Below are 22,366 nucleotides of genomic sequence, written 5' to 3' on the forward strand. Positions count from 1 at the left end.
AGTATAGGTATATATCTCATTATATTGCATAGAGAGTTATTGGCAAAAGAAAGGCTTCAACAGCTAGGAATTAGCATCTCAATTATTTCTCTCAAATAAATAGTATATCGTAAATGATCCAACAGCTAAAGCGTTTAACAGGGGGTATAATAGTACAGCCAGCCAGTAACCTGACAAGGAACTCAATATCCCTCCCAGTAATGGTCCTATCAACCCCCCTGTATCCCAATAGGTTGTTGAGAAACTGAAAGCAGCCCCATACTCCTCGTTATCTGTTACTTGAGATACTCCCACGAGCATAGAAGGTATAAGCAATCCTAACCCTAGGCCTATGAAAATGGGTGAGAAAATAAATGAAAGAATTCCTTTCAACAATATAGTTGTTGAACCAAGCAGTATTAGGATCAAAGCCGTCTCCACTACCTTATATGCACCCTTCTTCTCGGATAATATACCGCCTATAGCTCTGGTAGGTATACTTGATAAACCCAAAATCGTGAAAAATATCCCAGCGAGAACTACGCCTCTCCCATAGGTTGCCTGGTAATATAAGCTGAGGAATGTTTGTATAGAAGTATAACCCACAGTCATAAGAGTCATCGACAGCGTTGTCCATAGAATGAAGGGTTTTCTTCCTACGACGAGCCATCTCTTCAATATTTTAATGTAATTTATTTCTGGACGTTGCCTATGAGTTATCCCGTCATCGAGCCTCGTGGAAAGATAGACGAATGGTAGTGGTGCGATTGCTAGTGCAATAAAAGCTGCATGATAACCATAATTAACAGTCAGATAAGCTGATGTGAGTGGTCCGACTGTGAAGCCGAGACCATTAAGCAGGCTTCTTGCACCCATATGCAATCCAAGCTTCCTCACTCTCTTAGCTAGATATGATGTAAGAGCTGTACTCCCAGGAACAAATAACGCCATACCTATACCTTGGAATACTCTCCCGAAAGGTACAACTAGCCTAGGACCCACATAGAAGAACCCTGCCAATACTGTTGCAATTAGTCCAGTCATCAAAAGATACTTCCTACTCCAAGTATCTGCAATAAATCCCGCTAAGGGCCTCAGAATAATTGATGTTAGAGGCATAAACATTGCTATGACCCCTATCTCGGTGTCACTGAATCCTAGGGAGGCCAGATAAGGGCCCAATATAGGAACCACTATATTCATTGCGAAGAAAATGGTAAATGTCGCACTATGAATAATTCCTAGTTGCTCATTGGTTTTATTCAAGCAAGTACACCTAGTGACAGTGCATGCAGTCTAATTCAGCATTCTTAATCTTATGTATTAAGCTATATTAAGGTTCCCGAGATAATGGGGTCTTATATAAGCTTCATAATAAGGATAACTGAATGAATTATAGAATCAACCTATACATAGGAATTTACGTTGAAAAGGTATGATCGACTATTTCAATCTTACATTGAAAAATAGAGATCTATCTATACTTTACTTCATTGCTCTCCTTACTAGAAGGTTACTAAGTATAAGAACCTGCGGGGCCTAGTGGGCCCGGGGGGATTCGAACCCCCGACCCCCCGGTTATCAGCCGGGTGCTCCACCTGGCTGAGCTACGGGCCCTAATCCAAAGAGTCATTGGTTTACAGGCTGCGATAAATAAGGGTTACCTATTCCTCCTATCCGTCTTCAGTTTCTCTTCCTCTTGTATCTGCCTGTTAACGAGGATGACTGTTGACTTGTCTTCAAGGGGGAGCTTGGATTTTAATGCAGAGTTTACCTCAATGGCACCCCTCTTCTCTAGTTTACTAAGCGTCTTTACAGTAGAATACGCCGCGAGTGGTTTGCTCAGATCGGATTCGCTATAGGTTTTAACTAGTTCTTTGATGAGGTTGTATATTATTTCAAGGTCTTTCAGGTTATCGATCATCAGTGTTTCTCCGGATGCCATGATGAGCTTTGACAGCCTCTCATAGGTATCCTTGTCCATTATTACGAGAAGGCCGTCTCTCGAGTCTTTTGTTTCTTTTATTATCCTTATTCCCCGATTCATTTTACCATCTGGTCTCAGGTGTGTTCTTTCGAAGTTCTCTTCTTCCTGCTCGAGGACTGATTCCGAGACGTATTCGTCGAATAGGTCATCGTTCTCTGTGTAGATTACTGAGCCTCTCGGTGAGACTACGAGTAACGCTACATAGGGAGGTTGGCCTGATATATTGTTTGCAAGTGACTTTATGCTTTGGATTACAGCGAAGCTTTCACCGGTGTTACTCATGTCCCATGATACTAGTTCCTCGTCATCATCAATGGTATAGTATTCTGTTTCAAATACTCCGGTTGTTTCACCTGTTTTCTTTATCTTGGTAGCTAAAGTTAAGATTAGGTATACTACTGCGGAGACTCCGTATACGAGGACTTGCGTGTAATAGAGAATTACGGCTAATCCTATGGAGGATAGTAAGGCTATTACGGGGTTTTGGGGAGGTACTATTATTCCTTGGATAAGTATAATGAAGAAGGCTATTGCAACAGTTATCGAGAATGCTAGTTGGAAATGCCTGAATCCCAGCTTAGGGGTTAATCTTATCACACCTCCCCTGCATGTTAATGGGATGCTCCAAGCCTTTTATATAAACAATACTTTTACTCGAATGGTATTTCTAAAGTGCTCCCGGTTCTCGCTGGAATGTATTTCTCTGAGTAGACCTTTCTAACGTAGTTTTTGGCTTGCTCTCCACTACAATGTATTGGTGAAACGAACCTGGTGAGGCGAGTGAGGTTATCTAGAGTACCTCTACTAGGCATATGAAATCCTCCGATAACCAGGTATAGTTTTTCACCTATAATTCTCGTAGCTGCCTCCGCTAGCTTATCTACTCCCGGGTGACTGCATCCTACTAGGAGTACAGGATGTTTTTCTTGAGGGTATATTAGGAGCGCTTGTTCTAATAGGCCATATGCGGGTAAAGGCGGTGTCAAGTAAAGGCTTTCGCTTATTCTAAGCCCATCTCTGTTTACTTTGATTAGTTCGAACCCATAGTCTCTTACTTGGCTTAGCGAGTCAGCCGTAACATATAGTTCAATCCTATTATTTACCATAGCTATGTAACTTAAACCGCCGCTGTGATCCATATGCCTATGACTAAGTACTCCTATCCTAATATTACCTGGATCAATACCGAGCTTCTCCATGTTGAACTTCAATACGCTGGGTTCGGTGTCGAAGTCGAAGATAACTTCCATACCTATTGGAAGCTTAGCATGTATACTTAGCCCCCATTCATTCATCAATCCTTGTCCCGGTTCATTATCATTAATGATCGTCAGGACTAGACTAGACTTCAATTTAAACACCTCATTTTACTCTAACGAGTTCTATGGAATCATTCCAGAGCAAGGCTACACCAGCACCTCTTAAATGGTATTCGCTTGTGAAAACCGTGAAAACCGGGTGATCTAGTTCACTAATCATTATCTCTTTACCCTTCACATATTCTTCCAGCATTTCACCTTCATAGTACTTTCCATTAGCAAGCCAAAGGGCATAAGCGTCTTTTACCTCATGAGACCGTATAATGCCCTTGAGACTGTTCCTGTCGAGAAATGATTTCCACGCAAGCCTTCCATATACATATATTCCCTCTCCCCTGATATTAGGGGCAAACCAATTTACACCTCCATCTGGATCATTCCACAGGGCCTGTATTAGAATGCTAGGTATTCCCTCAGTAGTCTCAATAGCATTCTTCGCATTCTCTGCAGATGTGAATAATTCTTCAAGGCCGGCCGGTTCACCGTTTGTAGCACTGCAAATTTTACATGGGACTCCTCCGTGAATTAAATACCAGTCACCAGCTATCATTAACCAAGTTAGCTTCTGGTATAGGTTTAGGATAGCTAGGAACAGTTTAAACCCCAGATCCCCCCCGAACTTTGTATGAAGCTCGTCGAGGAACCCGTAGTATGCATTCATACGTCTAGACTCGTGGTTTCCTCTGAGGAGAAGGATTCTTTCAGGGTCATTAAGCTTCATCTCAATTAGATTGCATATAACTTCAAATCCACTATTCCCCCTGTCTGCATAGTCCCCTAGGAAAACTATTTTGCTAACATTCCTTTCTTCAGCAAATTCTATTGCTTTGGAGAGATTATCAAGTGACCCATGGATATCACCGACTATAAGGAAGCCTTTCGACAAGTCTGCCCTATCAGCCTTCAACCAAGGTGTGAACGGTATTTTCCCCATGTATTCATTTATGAGATTGCTACAATATGTCGAGTCGATTTTACGGGTAAGTTTAATCCTCATCACCTCAATAAAGCTAATCTCCCATATTTGTAATAATTACTGTTTTATAGTTATATTAAAAGAGATGTTCTTTCAAGCAAGGTTAAGTCTATTAACTATGTAGCTGGATGCATCTAATTAAATACGGTCCATCCCTTGAGTAATTACTATTAAATGATTATGTTTTCTACTGTAAGCTCAATTATCAAATTACCTGTCTTCAGATGTTAGAGATTAATTTTTACCATTAGTTAAGCATGGTACTTGAAGAAATTTCTTCACTGAAGCTAATATAACCATAGCATACTTGCTGGAAAGGTAATCTTAGTCAAATATCTCATATTCAGAATTACTTTTAGCGAATAGAATACTGATCAAGTATAGTCGAGGAATTCACCATAATGTATTTCCCAGTACAATAAAGGCACTTACATACTAAGTAAACAGGAAGGAAGCTTCTTCCTTATATATAACCACGAGTTTAAAGTTAACTATATATTCTTCATTCTGGACAAATATAAGCGTCAGTCATTTCCTATGAGGCGGTTTCTATTGAAGAAACCATTAACCATACTAACCGCGGTCCTTATCCTAGTCCTATTCACAGGATCCACTATAGCATATGCGAGTTCATCTGTGAAAACCAATCAAGCCTATATTGGAAGAACATCAGGATTTATAAATCGGCCATCAGGAGCGGGGTTCTTCATTTTAGTTGGTATGACATATACTGGGCCATTAAAAGTCCTCTATATATCTGGCAACCCGTATGATAGGGGATATGAGTATGGTTTCCTTGCTGGAGAGGAGATTTATGGACTTCTAACCTGGGCATACGTAGTGCTAAGCCATGCGCAGGGAATACCAACTAGTACTTGGAGGCAGAGACTACTTGGAGCAGCAGGATTGTATGAGAAGTATATTCCACAGGAATATATTGATGAAATGAAAGGTATGGCAGATGGCTTCAACTATTTCCAAGCAAAATATCCGGGCTTAAGCCTCGGATATAACATAACATACCTTGATATACTTATGATCAACGCATTTGTAGACTTTAGCTGTACTGGGGCGGCAATATCAGGGAACCTAACAGTAGATGGTAATGCTATAATAGGTACAACCATAGACGCTGAAGCCCTTGCACCCTACTTCATATACGTGGTGGAATCGCCTGAACCAGGCGATGGGCATAGAATAGCATACTTCACAGCTGCAGGTAGCCTCTTCCAAAACGGCTTCAACGATGTGGGCGTGGGCATGATAGAACATCATATAGAGGGTTGGGAAAATATTGTAGGTATGCCTGAAATGATAAGGGATAGATACGTTTTACAATACGCTGATAATGTATCCCAAGCTATACAGCTATTCAAAGATATATTCAACAAATACGGGTTCTCCGGCTACGGTGACGATGTGTCACTATCAGATATGAAGGGGAACATAGCTAAGGTCGAAGTAACACCATACAGCCTAGGATTCATAGTAAATCCCCACACACAGCCAACATGGCCTAAAGAAGACCCCTTCCTAAAGACCGGTAGAATGCTCGAGCCGGTGCCGTACATTAAATATTACAAGGAAGGTTATAGCAGTGTCTTAAGAGGAGACGGCTGGATTGTTAACGGTTTATACACTGTTAATGAAACAGTAATAGGAATACCTCATCATCCCTCCACTTGGCAGGAAGCCATTTCAAATGAGAGCTATAGTTGGATGTGGGAGGCACCTGAGAGATATATGATAGCCCACTACATATACGACGCACAAATACGTGGCGACAAGCTAACGTTAAAAGATGGAGTAATAATGTCCCAGCTACCACTAGTTGGTGACGCACCACACGATGATGGAGCAATCTGGATGGAACCCCAGCTAGGCTTAGCAGTTATACTGAAAGGGCAGTCCTCATTCACAAAACCAATATACCTACAGGTATTCTTCTCCGAGAAACCAGTCATACTAGGAAAGGTCTCATACGATCAACTTATGGGTATAGCATACAAGCTCAACGGCTCCCTAACCTATTTGGGCACACTAATACAAAGAATACAAGACCAAATCCACAATCAATGCCAGCAATCCGCTAACATCCAGAACGAGCTCAAACAACTCTCAGAGCAACTCAGCCAAGCCTCTCAGGAATGGGAGAAGGTTATCAGCCAGTATCATAACTTGGAAGCTGATTACCAAGCACTCATAAGCCAGGGAGAACAGGTAAACTATAATGTTCAGGAGGCCAACGCCAATATAGCCAAGGTAAACAACACTCTAAACCAGGTCAAGTCAACTGGTTCAGCAATAATAGGATACCAAGCAGTTATAATCTGCCTGCTAGTGATAATTCTTGGACTCCTAGGATACGTTGCTGTCGCGATAAGGCCTCTTACATCCTAACCTTTTTCACGGCCTATTATTCTTTTATCCTTTTTAGATCTATTGAGTAGCAATAACTACTAGCAGGAATATATTAAAGCGAAAATAACCCATCGGGTATCTTTTATTAATTAATTTACCTAAGAGATTGATAATCTGGTGTTTCTCCGTGAAAATTGCTGTTGCTACTTCGGATGGTAAGGTTGTCCATATTGGTCATTTTGGTGAGGCTAAGTTTTACCTTATATTCGATTGTAGTAGCGGGGAGCCTGTTGTCGTGGATAGGGTTGAGAATGTTTTCAGTGATATGGGCCACGAGTTAGATAGTGAGGAGGCTCGAAAGAGGAGGGGTATTCACGAGATACTAGCGGGTCTAGGGGTGTCCAGGTTGGTTGCCACTGCTATGGGTCCAGGTGGGAAGAGGTTCTTCGAGAACAGAGGTATAGGTGTAGTTATGGTTAAACCTGGGACTTCTGTGGATAATGCCGCGAGAGTTGTCTGTAAATAATTGTTTATTTTATTATAAAATAGTACTTTTCGGTTTTTAACGTTATTTAGTACTGGTTTCATACCTTACGCCTCACAACGAGGTATGTGAGGGCGATGGTTAATAACGCCAGGAAAATTATGGTAATAGGCTCTAGATAATGAACTTGATTGGGTCTTACTGTTTTTGTCTTCTGTAATGTTAATGGGTATATGATGTATACTGAGTTATTTGTGTATAGGCAGCCTGAGGCATAATCATCCAATGTAAACACCGGGCGTTTCCCTATGTATTTGGTTATTGTGGTGGCGTTGTTTCCTGTGATTATCCCTAGTGCTTTTGTTTGATTAGTGTTCGTTATCAGTGTTAGCATGTCTGATGCGTTTGTGTAGCACTTGTTTAGGAACCTGAATCCGTTGCTGCAATAACCCACGTAGTTTCCTTCCATTAATTTAACTGCTGACCTAAACAATGAAATGTTGGATAAAGTAATAACTAAAACATTACTCCTCAACAATAAGTTAGCTAAATCATCCACTTCAGTGGATGGTTCGATAACTATTGAATTATTTAGGGGGTATGAGTAGGCGTAGTCAAATAACATTACACTCTTAATTTGTTGCGCAGCTTCCCTTAATTGGGGGTAGTTACCATCATATACTATTGTCGTGTTTGTCAATGCTAAATACTTATAGAATGGCTCATAATCGCTGGGGTACCTATAATTACTTCCCAAGTAATTAAGCCATTCTCCCTCTAATTCATCGAGATCTAAACCGTAAACCTCCTTAAAGTATTTAATGCTTGGGCTCCGGCACATTAGCTTATATAACTTAAGGTACTTACTTAAACCGTAATTATTTATTAACCAGTAAGCAAAGCTCTCAATTTCTGCACGGTAAGCTAATCCCACTGCAGTTAACCCACTAAAAGCCTCCTTCAACGGTATGTCAGCATTGTGGTCAAATAGGTAAAGCACGGGTTCGTTAGGATAGCCATTCAGCTCAAGCTCGATAGCCTCTACTGGTAATGTTTTCATCATTAGGTAAAGGTTTAAACCCTCCCTGAAATTAACTGCTACGTCGTTAAAACTCGGTGAAATGTAGTTCCTTATAAAGTATAGATTAACAGCATCGGATATCTTAAGGAATAGGTAATTAAGGTTCTCATAATCTTCCGTAACATTCGTGTCGAAGACATGATATCTCAGCTTGTAAGGTACGTAAATAACCGCCACACCGTTCTTAGTGATCTCAGGGAAGTAAGACACGTAAAGAGGTTTCCCAGGCTCCCTGAAATATTCTATGGAGTATATGGTTATGTTGATGCTTACATTACCCTTAATATTAAGGATCTTAACAATCTTGGAAACCATTTCCTCTGCAAGATTATGAATCCTTGCAACATTATGCTTTAGCCAAGGGTCAGCACTAGTAGTGAGATGAATAATAACTTTTACATTGCTTTCCTGGCGAACTTCATAGGCGCTTCCTGCATGAATTACAGGTAAAAATAAACTGCTTAACAGACAAAACAAGACCAAGTAGCATGAAAATCGAATCCGCCAACACATAGTTGTACCTCCTAATGAATTAATGTTTGAATTTTATTGAAATAATTGCATATAACATACTCCCTTACCACTTGAGAGAACACCTTAAAGAACCATGTGGAAATATGGCCAGGAGGTCATCCTCACTAACTAAATTACATAGTTTAGGGTCTAGAGCAGCAGGCACTTCCCTCTCCCCCTTCATATACCTGTAGAGGGATGCCCGAGAAATCCTTAACTTCCTAGCAAAATCTACCGCAAAACCTTCTCCCACTAACTTCTTCAAGAGCTCACATCTCTGCTCTGATGTCAGGCTTCCAGGCTCACATTTCGTTGTCTCCTATTCCTCCAAATTCTAATTCTCTAGTTTGAACACAGTTATAATAAAATTATAAATAAAGTATGGGTGTGGTGGACCGGCCGGGATTTGAACCCGGGGCCTCCGCCGTGCGAGGGCGGCGCTCTTCCAGCTGAGCTACCGGCCCATCTCAATATCTCTTTTAGGTTCAACGGCTTTTTTAAGCATTCAGTGATTATGGTGTGAGGGCTTCCTTGGAACTAGGGTTTGCTTCTTTTGATGACTTCACTGGCTCCCACTAGGAATAGTATTCCTAGGATTAGTGAGACTGTTATAGATATTTCTGGTGGCAGTATGTCGTATGATCCTGTGTAAGCGTATCTTAGGGCTTCTGTCATGTAGGTTAGTGGTAGTGCTAGTGATATTGGAATTACGTAGTATGGCATTGCGGTTATTGGTATTATGATGTCTGATAGGAACATCATTGTGAATCTTACTATGTTGAATACTGTCATGACTTGAGTTGGATCTTTTACCATGAATGATAGGAGAACGCCGAAGGTTGATGATGCGAATGTGGTTATCAGTATGGTTATTGTGAGTAATAGTGTGAATACTGGTGGTTGCGGTAGGATTATCAGGGTTAGGAGTAGTACTGGGATTGCCGATATTATCCCCATTATGAAGCTGCTTAGTGATTTGCCTAGTGATATGCAGTTGTATCCTATTGGGAATAGTAGGAGTCTTTCGAAGGATCCTATTCTTCTCTCGAATACTATGGACATGGCTGACATGGAGGTGGAGCCGAAGAATAGTGCTAGTGAAATCATGCCTGGTGCTAGCCATTCTGTGAGTCCTCCCCTCCTCGTCATGAAGGCTAATGCAAAGACGAAGGGGAAGATTATTCCCCAGCTTAGGGAGCCTGGCTTTAGATAGTACTCTCTGAAATCCTTTCTAGCTATATAAACTGATTTAATAAACTCGTCGAGCATTACTGTTCACCAACGATTTTCAAAAATAACTCTTCAGCATCAGCTCCTCTCAAGTTGAGTATGCTTATCTCAAGTTGAGTAAGTTTAGCGAAATTAATTAGACCTTCGATTACCGGTATAGGATCTGAGGTTACGATTTCTATATGATCCTTCTCACTTTTTATACTCAAAGCTCCTTTAAGGTTTTCAGCTAATTCCTCTCCACTAGGGTTTCTTGGTTGAAAGGCTACTTCAACTACTTCTTTTGCACTAAATTTTCTACTGAGTTCCCCTGGTGTTCCCGAAGCAACTAATTTTCCCTTGTTTATTATGCTTATTCTATCACATATGTGGAATGCTTCATAGACATTATGTGTTGTTAGAAATATAGTTACGCCTGACTTATTCAATTCAAGTATTCTCTTCCAAACCATCCTTCTACTCATAACGTCTAGACCTGCAGTCGGTTCGTCTAGGAATAAAATTTTAGGGTTGTGAGTTAGTGCAGCAGCTATTGTAAGTCTCCTTTTAAGGCCTTTCGAGAGATCCTTGAATTTAAAGTCTTTCATACCCCAAAGTCCAAAGAATTTAAGGAGTTCCCCCGCACGTTTTAGCCTCTCGTCCTTTGGCACGCCATACATTTCAGCTGAGAAGAGGAGGTTTTGAAGGGAGGTTAGTTCAGAGTATAAATTTGATATGTCAGGGACTACACCTATTATTCTCCTAACGTCTTTGTATTCTTTAACTATGTCATAACTGTCTATTCTTGCTTTGCCTAGAGTTATTTTTGTGAGTCCGACGAGCATTCTAACAGTAGTGGTTTTACCTGCACCGTTTGGCCCTAGAAAACCAAAAATTTCATTTCTCTTGACACAGAAGGATATATGGTCAACAGCAGTAAACTGGTCATATACCTTTGTTAAATCTTTTACAGAAATAATGCAATCATCGTTGCTGCTATTCATTTTAACCCCCTGCTCATCCCTACTGTTTGACTGATCGGTTAATAATATAACGATTATATGGATTTCCTACATATCGAATTAAGAGGAAACTATCATGAATAGTATAATGCAAAAGAACCTGCTGACTCCTTTTATTAAGGAAATTAGTATTAGCTGCTAAAAAAGCAGGTAGTTGCAGTGCTACATATTATAACAAGGACAAGAGTTACTTTCTATTACTGGTGTGAATGTTTTGACGAGTCAATGCGATTTTGATGTTATCATTCTCGGGGGAGGTATTGGTGGTTATCCGGCAGCTATATCTCTTGCCCGTAAAGGGTTCAATGTAGGCCTTGTGAATGACGGATTGATCGGGGGGGAGTGTACGAATTATGGTTGCATTCCCACGAAAGCATTGATCGGATACTTCGAGTACCGGAAATGCAAGAGCCTTGTGTCTGTAGATGTTTGGAGAAATGGTATTGATTTTGCTTTGCAAGCCGCTAGCAGGAGTAGAAGTGGAATTGAGAGCGTTCTCTCTTCATATGGTGTTAGTTTTACATCAGGGAAGGGATCTTTTCTGGGAGAGAGGAACGGGTGCTATATAATTAATATAGGAGATAAAGTTTACAGTGGAGAGAAGGTGTTAATCGCAACAGGATCGTCACCAGTTATCCCCATTGTTGTTAGGGGATTGCCTAGATTGCTTGATAATAGGAATATTCTCAGCCTTAAGGATCCTCCTAAGTCTATTCTTATCCTAGGTGCTGGTGCAGTTGGTGTGGAGTATAGTAGGATATTTGCTAATGCTAGTATTCGTGTTGTTCTCGTCGAGATGTTGAAGAATGTTTTACCCGGGTTGCCTAGAGATCTTTCCAAACAAGTTCATAAGGGACTTGACGAGCTTGGTGTGGAGGTTTATACATCAACCGTACTGGATGAGGTATTGGTTATTGACGGTGATAGAGTCTGGTATAAGCTCTCTAGTGGTGAAAAAGGAGCTGTTGACTATGTTTTCAATGCCACCGGTAGGAAGCCGAATACCATGGAGCTTAAGCTGGATAATATTGATGTTGAGGTGGATGAAGGGGGTTTCATTAAAATAGATGATAAGCTACAAACCAGTGCTCCAGGAATTTATGCTGTCGGGGATGTTATCGGCCCTCCGTTGTTAGCTCATAAGGCTTATTATCAGAGTCTCGTAGCTTCAGAGAATATTGCAGGTAACGAGGTTGTATTTGATTATCCTGTACCTACGGTCGTATTCTCTCACCCCGAGATCGTTCAGGTAGGCTATACTTGGAGTGATGCGAAGAAGGAAGGGTATAACGCGGGTAGGAGGAGGGTGCCACTATCTATTTTGACAAGGAGTTTCATTGAGGGTTGGAGTAACGGTTTTGCTAGAATGGTATATGACAGGGATACAGGTAAAATCCTCGGTTTCGAGATGGCGGGCCCTTTGGCTTCAGAGCTGTCCGGGCTGGCTTCTTATTTAGTGGCTAATAGAGTTAAGGTGGAGAGTTTGCATAGAACTGTTTTCCCACATCCTACTATGGCTGAGATCTTCAGGGAGCTTGAGGAGGCTGTGAGGGGAGAGCCCATACACTATTATCTTAAACTTTAAAGTGGAACTTCTAGGTGGATCGTTTTTATATTCATTCAGGTCTCTCCTCGAAAGATCCTATGATAATATAAAACTCGGCTTAGACAAGTTGTTAATAGGAGAACAGGCCCGGGTGGATTAATGATTGATGATAGCACATCTTGCTGATATCCATTTGGGGGCTAAGCCTTATCAAATGGAGTTCAGGCGTAGGGATATATTTGAAGCCTTCTCGGAACTCGTTGACAGCATTATAAGCGAGAAGCCTGACCTTGTTGTCGTGGCGGGAGACTTCTTCGACAACCCTAGGCCTGATAATGATACATTAATCGTTGCATTAAAGGATCTCCGGAGGCTTGTTGACAAAGGTTTTCCCATAGTGTTTACCTACGGTGAACATGACTATCCTAAGGTGAGGGATAGGACTCCTGTCGAGTTACTAGCTGAATCTCTCAACGGCAACGTCTATGCACCTCCTAAGATCTCGTTCTATGAGGGTAAACCGATCATAGACCCGTTCATCTACAAGATGGACGGCCTAACTATCTACTTAACACCCTTCATTAAGGCTTCACATGAGAAGAGGAGAGATATTACTAAAGAGATAATGGCTATCTTCGAGAATGACCGAAGGAACAGGGGAGGTAAATCACTTATTGTAGCCCATCTCGCTTTCGAAACAGACTTTCCATTTGGAGCCATACTAAGCTCACCAGCACTACTGCCGAAAGCGGATTACGCCGCGATGGGCCATATTCATATACCCTCAATATGCCTTGAAGATTGCTTAGACCATGGTGTGACTCCCTATGCTTACCCCGGGAGTTTAGAGGCTCTCAGAAAAGACGAGATAATTGAAAAAGGTCGTGGCTATTACCTTGTTGACCTATCTGGTGATGAACCAGTTATACACCGTGTAATTATTAGAAATATTAGACCTCAGTATATTATCGAGTCTACGCCTCAGAGGCTGATGAACGATATAGGTATCCTTAAACTCAAATACAGTGATACTTGGATGAAAGAGCCTCTCATACACGTTGAGTTGACAGTACCAAGGGAAATGAGGATCACGGGCAGATCCCTCAACCAGCTAATAGAATCGATTAAAGCAAAGTATGGAATCCACATTAGAGTTTGGTATAAGAGAATCGAGGATGAAAGCCGTGATAGAACAGGGAGTTCTACACTGGACGTTAAGAGTATGGTTGCACGCCTAATAGACCCCTCTGGGAAGAAAGATAAAGGTAAACTCTTGGAAGCTGCGAGTATAATTCTAGAATTGAAGGATGCTTTGCTCACCGGAACGGATGAGGATCTAGAAAACATTCTGGCCAAACTTTCTGGGTATAAAAACGTCCTCCTAGAACAGGAGAAGATTCCTAAGACATTGGATCGTTTCTGGTGAATGGTAATGAGGAAAAGAAGCTTGCTCTTGGACTCTTTGGAGTTGAAGGATTTCCTCAGCCATGAGGATACAAGGATTACTTTCGAGAAGGGAATACATGTTCTCGCCGGGGAGAATGGCGCAGGTAAAAGCAGTATAGTTGATGCATTGTTTCTCCTTCTAGCCCAGCCTCAACAACCTAGGAGCATAAGGGGAGGCCGTAAAACAGATTTGATAAGGAGATCCACGGATAAGACAGTGGTTACTGGAGAGTTTACTGATGAGGTGACTGGAGATAAATTTAAGATTAGGGCAGTTATTTCAAAGCATACTAGTGAAGCTTATGTCTTCAAGAACAAACAGGTAGTGGCTTCTGGTGTAACAGCTGTTAGAGATTATCTCAGGAAGGAATTCTATCCGGAAGGACTGGATCCCGAGAATATGTTGGCCAACACTACGATTATTAGACAAGGCGGACTTGCAAATATACTTGACATGATCTCAGGAGGCCGTGTAAGGACAAGGAAGGAGTATTTCCAGGAGCTTCTTGGATTAAATGAGTATGAGAAAGCTGTGGATAAACTCAAAAATAAGGGGATAACCATCCCATTAGATCCTCCTTACAATAAAACCTTCTATCCCACAGAGTCGAGAGAAAATGGTTTAGAAGCAGTTAACAGAGATATTATGAGGACGAAACAAGACCTTGATAAAATTATAGTCAATATAAAATTCGGGGAGGATCAAGTAAAGCAACTCTCAAATAAGATAAATAAGTTAGAGGCACGTAAAAATGATATACTCATCAGACTTAGGGAACTTGAGGAAAAAAGAGATCAGCTTAAAATTAAGAGGACGCTAATGGAGGTTAGGGAAAAGACTCTCGAAGAAATCGTGAATGGAATTAGGAAGCTAGAGGATGAAAAGCAGGAAATAAAAAAGAAAATAGCTGAACTCGAGATACCTGAGGACATAGGAAGCCTATACAATAAAGTTCTGATACCATTACAAGAAACTGAATACAAAATCAGGGAACTAGAACCTGGCATCTCGCAATTAGAAGAGAAGCTAAATGAAGCCAAAAAAGCCCTGGAAGAGAAGGGAAAAGCAGAGGAATACGAAGCGGTTCGGAGCGAGATCGATAGATTGAATAGGGAGATAATGGAACTCGAACATGATATTGTATTATATCGAGATAGCCTCAAAAAGCTCGATGAGTGGAAGAAGAAAGAAGAGGGGTTCCTAGCGGAACTGGAAACGGAAGGGGTTCCTTCGGAAACAGTGGAAAATGCGATAAAGGATTTACAGAGTATAATAAACGGAACTAAGGTGAAGCAGAACAAGGTAAACGAGAGGTTACGAGAGCTTGAAATAGAGGAAGAGTCTATCAAAGCAAAAACTAAAGAATTGAAGGAGAAACTTGACCTAATCTCTTCCGGAACAAGTAATAGGTGCCCATTATGTGGCCACGAGTTATCCACCGGAGAAATGAGTGATTTGGGGGAGAAGCTATCCAAGCAATTAGAGGATCTTGAACAGAGGACTAGTCAAATAGAGCCTGAGATTAATAGACTGAGAAGGGAAAGAGAAACCATTGAGCAGGAGTTAGTAGCATTCCAGGAATTGTATATGAAAGCTCAAAGTCTAAACTTCTCTAAACCAGTGGTTCCAGACGGTCTAGTTGGGCAAATAACGAAGATGGAAAACGAGAAGAAAATAATGGAACTATCTTTTTCGCAGCTCGAAGAAAAGAAAAAAGAACTTGAACCAACCTGGCAGGCTTTCCATGCTATAAGGAGAAAATACGGTAATTTGGAAGCCGCCAAACAACAAATCGAACAAGAGCTAGCTGAGAAGAGAAGGGACCTTAATATTCTAACAGATAAAAGGTTATCGCTAACGAAAAAAGCTCATGAATATGCTTGGAAATGGAGTTTACCTGAAGACTTAACTAAACTTGTACCTCTTGTTAAAGAGTTGCTGGAAAAGGAGAAGGAAAAACTAATGCTTCAAGCGAGGTTATCTGAGATTGAATCTAGTATAAGTGAGAAGAAGGAGAAAAAGAGGGAAATAAGGAGGGAGATTGAGAACCTTGAAAAAGAAATAGCTGTACTCAAAGAAGAATCAAAGGAATACGATAAACTGAGGCAGGACGAGGAGAATATAGAAGGGGAGCTAATTAACCTAGCTCAGCATAAAGGAAGACTCGAAGGCGAGCTTAAAAAGCTGAAGGAAACTCGAGGCATGCTATCCGATTACATGTACGAATTAAGGCAGGTGTCTAGAAAACTGCAAATTCTATACAAGATTCGGAAGATCCTAGAAGAGCTTCCATCCCTAATTCTATACGAGACCTTGAAGAGGCTGGAATCCCAGATGACTGAGATTATTAGAACATTTAACTTGACATATACAGGAGTTTCAGTAGACCCTGAAACACTAGAATTTAAGGTATTAGATCCGACTGGAGCTGAAGTGAGCATATCCCAGTTAAGCGGAGGCGAGCAGACAGCGATTTCCTTAGCTTTTGTTGTAGGGTTGAACAAAGTTTTGGGCGGTATTATGGGGTTCCTAGTTTTGGATGAGCCTACAACCCATTTAGACCCGGAAAGAAGGAAATCCCTAGTCGAAATCATAGAGAATGCTGTTGCAGGAATAACTGGTGTGAGGCAACTGGTTCTGGTCACACACCATGAGGAAGTAAAGGATGCAGCTGACGTGCTCTGTAACGTGTACAAGGCGAATGGATCAAGTAAAGTTGAGTGTGAGTAGGGATGACGGTGTATCCTTCTGATTTCTATGCGAAAATAAGTGTGAAGAGGGGATTGCTAGAAAAGCTTGCTTACACCCAGTTCATGGAATCTATGAAACTAGATAGTTATAGGAAGACTATCGATAAGCCTGTGAAGCCTATACAGCAAGCTGCTACTGATGGAGGGCTCGGAGTAAAGAGGCTTGCTGCTTTCACCGTCTATATGGTCAGAGGATATAGTGTAGCGTACAAATCTAACAATATGGGTGATAACGTTCCATTAGGAGAGGCTGTATACGCTGATCTAGGTGTACTTATACCGCCTTCTAGAGAAGAAACTAGGATATCTATCTACCGTGATACAGCTGAGCTATGGAGTGCTTTAAAAATATTGGACGCTATGGATGCAGGTGGTATATACCTTGGAGATGGCAGTATTGTCAGCCTCATAGTTGAACCAGTAGTTTATAGAATGCTGAGGAGTGCTGAGAGACATCCTATCAAATGCATAAATGAGAGGGTTAATCTAAATGTTCTGGAATCCGAGTCTTTGAAGGAGCCATTAGCGTCGAGGAGATTATTAGATGTTGACGAGGCTTCAGCTGTTGGGGAAGGTGGGATCCTGCTTTTAACTGGTGACAGGGAACTTCGTGACTGTGCTCTTTACCTTGAATTCTTGGAGAAAACTCTTCTTCTCAGAAGGTTACTAGAGAAGGCTTGGGAGAAGAATATTGCACCCATATTCATATCTAAGTCAAGTAGAACAAGTTTCCTATACAACCATGATCTATATAGTGATGTATTTCTAGTACAACTAGTAGATCCCATGGAGCCAGGATATTTCTATAACCCTGAAAGGGTGAGTGTTTCGGGGGACATTGAAGGACATCTATGGAGGCTATTAGAGAAAGGGACTATCAGTAGCCTCGACTTATTCCCAGGGAATGTTCTGGGACTAGCAGAGTTCTACGGTAAATTGAACGTGCTGAGATTCTATGCTAGATTAGCAAGAGATTCTCCCGTCCTAAGAGTGGAAATACCTTTCTCATCAGGCGAGCTTGAGGGAATGAGTAAAAAGGAGTTGTCAAAGAACATGGAGTTTACTATTGCCAGTGTAACAAGAGAATTGGCGGGGCTCGAGTTAACAGATGGTTATCCCATGATTCTAAAAATTGTGCATGAGAGAAGTAAGATTTCCGCCATAGAGGCAGATATATTATTCAACTCTTTAGGTCTCCAAGCTAGACACGGATCCCGTGAGGTGCTCGGAGAATGAGTGATATTAAACTGGAACCCATTGGGGTAATAGTCGGGGAGAGCAGTCCCCTTCAAAGTATCGTGTTATTTGACCCGGACTATGTTATCAAACCTAGGGTGGGAATGTATATTACCACCGAGACGGAGGAAGGAGTCATTCTTGGTATAGTTGAAAGCATAAGGGCCGGTAACCCTCTTCTCCCAGGAGATATGGCGGACGTCAATGACGCCCGTAAGATGAGTAGGTTTAGAGATCTTCCAGGTAAGAAGTATTTGAGAGGATTAGTTCAGTGGCTTTCCCTACTGAAAGCTCTTGAGAAAGGGGAGGTAAGAGCACCTAGTCTCCCACCTATCCCATCCAGCGATGTTTATCCGGCATCACGTGAAAGCCTTGCAACAATATTTGGTCCAGAAGGGAGGAAATGGATAAGAATCGGACGATTGTTATCTGACGAAACTGTCCCATTTAAGATAAACGCAGATCAGCTAGCAAGACACCTGGCTATACTTGCGGTTACTGGCGGGGGTAAAAGCAATACTGTATGCATTCTAACCAAGAGGATAGTAGAAGAACTCGGAGGGACAGCAGTTATATTCGACATGCACGGCGAATATTCTAGCATGGATTTACCTGGTGTAATTAATGTCCAGAACCCTCAGATAAACCCTGTCAACCTAACGTTCGAGGAGCTTAGAACACTTGCAAGGCTACCTGAAAACGCTCATAATCAGGAGAGAATACTCAGGGAGGCCTGGGAGAAAGTTAATGAGATTAGATTAGAGAAGAAGATTTCTGCAAGGGAAATAATGGATCTATTAAAGAACACTGTCAAGTCAACAATTGAACAAAAGAATGACTCTACAACAAAAGGTGCTGCTAGAGGGGTTCTGAATAGACTGGATGATATAACCTATTACTATGGGGATATACTCGATGGGTTCGCTCCGACTGAACTAGAAGAATTCATCGTGCCGTCGAAACTCAATGTAGTGGACCTATCAAGCGTTGATGAGAGAGCTGCTGATGCTGTAGTTGCACATTACTTAAGGAGACTTCTTAGAGCTAGGAAAGAGTATATTCGTAAGAAGGGAGCTAGCGGCTATCCCGTCCCGGTTATAGCTTTCATAGAAGAGGCTCATATACTTGTACCGTCAAATGGCTACACATTGACGAAGTACTGGGCTTCAAGAATAGCACGCGAAGGAAGGAAATTCCAGCTTGGAATAACCCTAGTAAGCCAGAGGCCTAAGAATGTTGATTCAGAAGTCCTAAGCCAAACTAACAATAAGGTCATTCTAAGGATAGTAGAGCCCACTGATATGAGTTATGTGCAGAGATCAACAGAGCAGATGTCTGACAATATAAAGGATCTACTTCCCGGGTTGAATCCTGGTGAGGCTGTGGTCGTCGGTATGATGGCGAGGCTCCCTGCGATTGTCAAAGTTGACTTATGCGATGTTAAGAGGGCAGGAAGCGATGTCAGCTTATCTGATTTATGGATGATCCATAATATAGCTAAGAACAGTTCACGCGATGTTAGCGATGTAATGTAGCCTAAAAACACGTATGGGTATATTTGAGTTAGAGGAGGTCAGCACCGGTGGAGGCCGCCCATTCCCTCCTCAGCAGAAGGGTGGCCTATGTGCAATTTGCATCATCCCAGGATATATTGATGGATGTCTGGAGGTTTTAATGCATAATACATGCTAGTCATAAGTGCTTCAATAAACGCCTTCCTAGGCTCCCATGTTATACAGAGGAACAAACCATAGGATAACGTGAACACGTCTCCACACCCTACTCCGGGTGAAGGGGAGGTTTCTTTCGGCCTTGCCCTCAGCCGCGGGTTTCCATTGGAATCCAATAATACTGCACCATCCGGTCCTAGCGTATATAGTAGACTATGCCTGGATATCCCTGCTATCTCATCCAATAAAGCATCAAATTCACGTTGTGATATGTCATCCGAGGATAAGTGAATGACATCTACAATTTTCCGCGGAAATACGCTTGCAAGCTCTTCTGAGGTCATCACTCTAAGATAGCCTTGAAGGTCAAGTATCGACCATTGAGCTCTACTCGACAATTCTTTAAGCGTTTCTATAGGTAGCTCTCCGTATACAGGGCTGATTATAAGGAGAGCAGGATCTAGATTCTTTACTTTCTCTAAAGCCTCAAAACCTATTTCTTGAGGGGGATGTTTGAAAAAGACTTTCCTCTTTCCGCTAGTGTAATCTAGAACAATTCTCGCTGTAGGATTACTTGTTTCGATAAAAACAGGATTTCCTCCCCGCTCCCTTATAGCCTTATAAAATTCCTCCCCGCCTTTAGTGTTGATATGACTGACAATATCTAACCTAGACAACCTATAGGCCTTAGAGACCCATGACATATGATACCCCGGGCCTCCTAACCTGAGTTCTCTGCCTTCACTCGTTACTATTTCATCGATCGTCAGCGTAGATATAACCAACGGTTTACAGGGAGCGAACACGTCATATTCATCGCCCACATTTCTCACCCCTTGGCTCAACATGCACTGTGAGCTGTGAATAGTATTTACACCCTATTTCCTCTATTTTATCTGCCAAGTCATGTGCCTCAACAATAGAGTACTTTTCTGGGACCCTAACAACTATATCGCCTTGATATCTCCCCGGGTAAACCTCCCTTATTCTCAGCGATGCTACCTCCACTTTTAAGGCATCTTCAATTTCCTTGATGATTGATTCTATAAGGCGGCTACTAGGAGCAGTATCTGAGGTAAGCCTGATGTATTTCCCAGCATTCTCCAAGATCTCGTAAAATATGAATCCTAGGATAATTAAACCTCCAATATAATCGAATATGGGAGATGATGCGAGTGAGAGTGATATCATGGCAATAGCTACGAGGCTTTCAAGTATCTCACTTATAGTGAAGAGACCATATACTTGCAGCGGATCTTCCATCTTCCTAAGAATATATGGAAGCGGAGAATAGAATATTAATCCTGCAACAGCAGAGTAGAGTGCTCCTCTCATTAGGCCCTGACCGGGTCTATGGTGAATAAGCTCCATCGTTGATACTCCCGCTATGAAGCTATAGGTTAGTATAACTATGAATGAGCCGGCTAGACTTAACCGCAGATGGCCGTAAGGGTGTTTTTCATCCGGCCCCTTGCTTGTATATTGACTGTAATATATAGCAGCTCCTAGAGCTACTAGGTTAGCTGTACAAGTAAATGCATCAACCATGAGTGTTATGGAACCATATAGTATCCAGCCTACGCTCTTCGCTACCGTTCCCAAAACAGCTAGAACTGCGACTGTACCTAGTTTTAACACAGTTCTAGTCAAACCATACACCTTTAACGAATCATATGTATCCATGAGAGAATACTTTCCACAGCATCCTCGCCTGCCTTACCTTCTATCTCTATTCCTACAACATTATTTCCAGGCTGATACTTTCCTCCTGCAGTGAAACCCTCTGATCTAGCATATTTGATCAAGTCAATCAGCTTAGGCTCCTCCCGCTCAGTTCTAATGTAAACATATGTTCTATCTAGAGGCTTCCAGTGATATGAAACCATAATGATCTTGTTCCTATAAATGTTGGCTAACTTCCTAGCTATAGCAGAAACATGCCTACCTTTACCCTCAAGCCTGAACAATCTAACACCAGCAATATCAGACCCGTTCTCCAATGCTTTCTGTATTAATGAATTATACTCTTCTTCAACCTGTACACGAAGTATTGAAAGCAGTCCATCCTCTAATAGAATACGGCAAGGATCAGTATCATAATCACCCATTCTAGAGGCGAGATGCTCTAGTATATCCCTTCTTCCCATAATGTCTGCAGCCATAATTTGAGCCACACATTCAGTGATAAGACTATAGTCCTTTAAGTGGTCTAGTTTTGCTTCAACCATATATTTCTGGTACACCCTGCTGGCTCTAGCTTTCTCTCTTATGTCACCAACTATACTCAGTGCCACCACAAGAGGCTTGTACATACCGGTCAAACTTGCTATAACATGCGCGGCACTAGGCCAAAACCCCCTTGGATCTCCATTGCTAGCAGGGTTAAACCATAGGATAAACGGTTTCATAGGAGGCTCTAACTGGTAGTGATGATCTATTACAATGATGAGTTTCTGCAGCTTGGCCCATAGAAGGTCGAGTGATCCACCAGGTAGGTTATAATCTACTATGGCTATAGCTCCTGATTTACCACATCTCCTCTTGATTTCCTCTATTACTCTTCCATCAACCCTATAGGTATACGGTGGAACATAATAACCGGCAACGGTCTTTGATACTAACGAAAGAGTAGCAGCTGAAGCAACGCCGTCAGCATCCCAATGGTGAACTATGCATAAAGTTTTAGACCCTATTACCTGTAATATTTTCCTAGCAGTCGCCCTCAAATCACTTGCACTCAAACCTAACCCCTCTATAACACCCATTAACCTCTAACATTAAAATAT

18 protein-coding genes and 2 tRNA genes are annotated in these 22,366 nt (G+C 41.7%); 7 read left to right on the top strand and 13 right to left on the bottom strand.

All coding sequences use genetic code 11. From position 1 onward, the window contains the following. Positions 1 to 78: 78 nt before the first annotated feature. The 5 genes from F7B60_00980 to F7B60_01000 form a co-directional block, all read right to left on the bottom strand. The gene (locus tag F7B60_00980) at positions 79 to 1,245 is read right to left on the bottom strand and encodes an MFS transporter (protein MCE4614091.1); all 1,167 of its coding nucleotides are present in this window, start codon (positions 1,243 to 1,245) and stop codon (positions 79 to 81) included. A 277-nt stretch (positions 1,246 to 1,522) separates the two neighbouring features. Further along, a tRNA-Ile gene (locus F7B60_00985) sits at positions 1,523 to 1,596 on the bottom strand. Between the two features lie 43 nt (positions 1,597 to 1,639). Further along, positions 1,640 to 2,563: a hypothetical protein gene (locus tag F7B60_00990; GenBank protein ID MCE4614092.1), complete on the bottom strand. Its 924-nt coding sequence runs from the start codon at positions 2,561 to 2,563 to the stop codon at positions 1,640 to 1,642. Between the two features lie 53 nt (positions 2,564 to 2,616). Further along, complete coding sequence (locus tag F7B60_00995; GenBank protein ID MCE4614093.1) at positions 2,617 to 3,318, bottom strand: MBL fold metallo-hydrolase; 702 nt, start codon at positions 3,316 to 3,318, stop codon at positions 2,617 to 2,619. 10 nt (positions 3,319 to 3,328) lie between these two features. Then, complete coding sequence (locus F7B60_01000; GenBank protein MCE4614094.1) at positions 3,329 to 4,282, bottom strand: metallophosphoesterase; 954 nt, start codon at positions 4,280 to 4,282, stop codon at positions 3,329 to 3,331. A gap of 531 nt (positions 4,283 to 4,813) precedes the next feature. Here F7B60_01000 and F7B60_01005 point away from each other — a divergent pair. Together F7B60_01005 and F7B60_01010 are read left to right on the top strand one after the other, a co-directional pair. After that, entirely contained in the window at positions 4,814 to 6,661 is a 1,848-nt protein-coding gene (locus F7B60_01005) for a C45 family autoproteolytic acyltransferase/hydrolase (protein MCE4614095.1), read from the top strand. A gap of 148 nt (positions 6,662 to 6,809) precedes the next feature. Next, the gene (locus F7B60_01010) at positions 6,810 to 7,148 is read left to right on the top strand and encodes a hypothetical protein (GenBank protein ID MCE4614096.1); all 339 of its coding nucleotides are present in this window, start codon (positions 6,810 to 6,812) and stop codon (positions 7,146 to 7,148) included. A gap of 58 nt (positions 7,149 to 7,206) precedes the next feature. Here the strand turns inward: F7B60_01010 and F7B60_01015 are convergent, their stop codons facing one another. The 5 genes from F7B60_01015 to F7B60_01035 form a co-directional block, all read right to left on the bottom strand. Further along, positions 7,207 to 8,664, bottom strand: a complete 1,458-nt coding sequence (locus tag F7B60_01015) for a hypothetical protein (protein ID MCE4614097.1) — start codon at positions 8,662 to 8,664, stop codon at positions 7,207 to 7,209. Positions 8,665 to 8,764: 100 nt separating this feature from the next. Next, positions 8,765 to 8,965: a hypothetical protein gene (locus F7B60_01020; protein MCE4614098.1), complete on the bottom strand. Its 201-nt coding sequence runs from the start codon at positions 8,963 to 8,965 to the stop codon at positions 8,765 to 8,767. A gap of 123 nt (positions 8,966 to 9,088) precedes the next feature. Then, positions 9,089 to 9,164 (bottom strand) — tRNA-Ala (locus F7B60_01025). Between the two features lie 73 nt (positions 9,165 to 9,237). Continuing rightward, on the bottom strand, positions 9,238 to 9,969 hold the full coding sequence (locus tag F7B60_01030) for an ABC transporter permease (protein MCE4614099.1): 732 nt from the start codon (positions 9,967 to 9,969) through the stop codon (positions 9,238 to 9,240). Continuing rightward, positions 9,969 to 10,913: an ATP-binding cassette domain-containing protein gene (locus F7B60_01035; protein MCE4614100.1), complete on the bottom strand. Its 945-nt coding sequence runs from the start codon at positions 10,911 to 10,913 to the stop codon at positions 9,969 to 9,971. Before F7B60_01035 ends, F7B60_01030 begins: the two co-directional genes overlap by 1 nt. 232 nt (positions 10,914 to 11,145) lie before the next feature. On the opposite strand from F7B60_01035, the gene F7B60_01040 reads away from it, so the two are divergent. The 5 genes from F7B60_01040 (at position 11,146) to F7B60_01060 (ending at position 19,445) form a co-directional block, all read left to right on the top strand. Continuing rightward, positions 11,146 to 12,516 carry an NAD(P)/FAD-dependent oxidoreductase gene (locus F7B60_01040; GenBank protein ID MCE4614101.1) on the top strand — a complete coding sequence of 457 codons (1,371 nt, stop codon included), beginning with the start codon at positions 11,146 to 11,148 and terminating at the stop codon, positions 12,514 to 12,516. Positions 12,517 to 12,643: 127 nt separating this feature from the next. After that, entirely contained in the window at positions 12,644 to 13,903 is a 1,260-nt protein-coding gene (locus tag F7B60_01045) for a metallophosphoesterase (protein ID MCE4614102.1), read from the top strand. Positions 13,904 to 13,909: 6 nt separating this feature from the next. Then, positions 13,910 to 16,654 (top strand): AAA family ATPase, encoded by a 2,745-nt coding sequence (locus F7B60_01050; protein MCE4614103.1) that lies wholly within the window; start codon positions 13,910 to 13,912, stop codon positions 16,652 to 16,654. Positions 16,655 to 16,656: 2 nt separating this feature from the next. Then, entirely contained in the window at positions 16,657 to 17,910 is a 1,254-nt protein-coding gene (locus tag F7B60_01055) for a DNA double-strand break repair nuclease NurA (protein MCE4614104.1), read from the top strand. Continuing rightward, positions 17,907 to 19,445, top strand: a complete 1,539-nt coding sequence (locus tag F7B60_01060; protein MCE4614105.1) for an ATP-binding protein — start codon at positions 17,907 to 17,909, stop codon at positions 19,443 to 19,445. The genes F7B60_01055 and F7B60_01060 overlap by 4 nt, the downstream gene beginning before the upstream one ends. 101 nt (positions 19,446 to 19,546) lie before the next feature. Here the strand turns inward: F7B60_01060 and F7B60_01065 are convergent, their stop codons facing one another. Genes F7B60_01065 through F7B60_01075 form a run of 3 tightly spaced genes read right to left on the bottom strand, consistent with a single transcriptional unit; the run spans position 19,547 to position 22,321 of the window. Then, positions 19,547 to 20,404, bottom strand: a complete 858-nt coding sequence (locus F7B60_01065) for a hypothetical protein (protein ID MCE4614106.1) — start codon at positions 20,402 to 20,404, stop codon at positions 19,547 to 19,549. Beyond that, positions 20,394 to 21,230 (bottom strand): cation transporter, encoded by an 837-nt coding sequence (locus F7B60_01070; GenBank protein MCE4614107.1) that lies wholly within the window; start codon positions 21,228 to 21,230, stop codon positions 20,394 to 20,396. The genes F7B60_01065 and F7B60_01070 overlap by 11 nt, the downstream gene beginning before the upstream one ends. 11 nt (positions 21,231 to 21,241) lie before the next feature. Continuing rightward, complete coding sequence (locus tag F7B60_01075) at positions 21,242 to 22,321, bottom strand: hypothetical protein (GenBank protein ID MCE4614108.1); 1,080 nt, start codon at positions 22,319 to 22,321, stop codon at positions 21,242 to 21,244. Positions 22,322 to 22,366 lie beyond the last annotated feature (45 nt).

Source organism: Candidatus Tiamatella incendiivivens, from assembly GCA_015522635.1.
Taxonomy (GTDB): domain Archaea; phylum Thermoproteota; class Thermoprotei_A; order Sulfolobales; family Acidilobaceae; genus Tiamatella; species Tiamatella incendiivivens.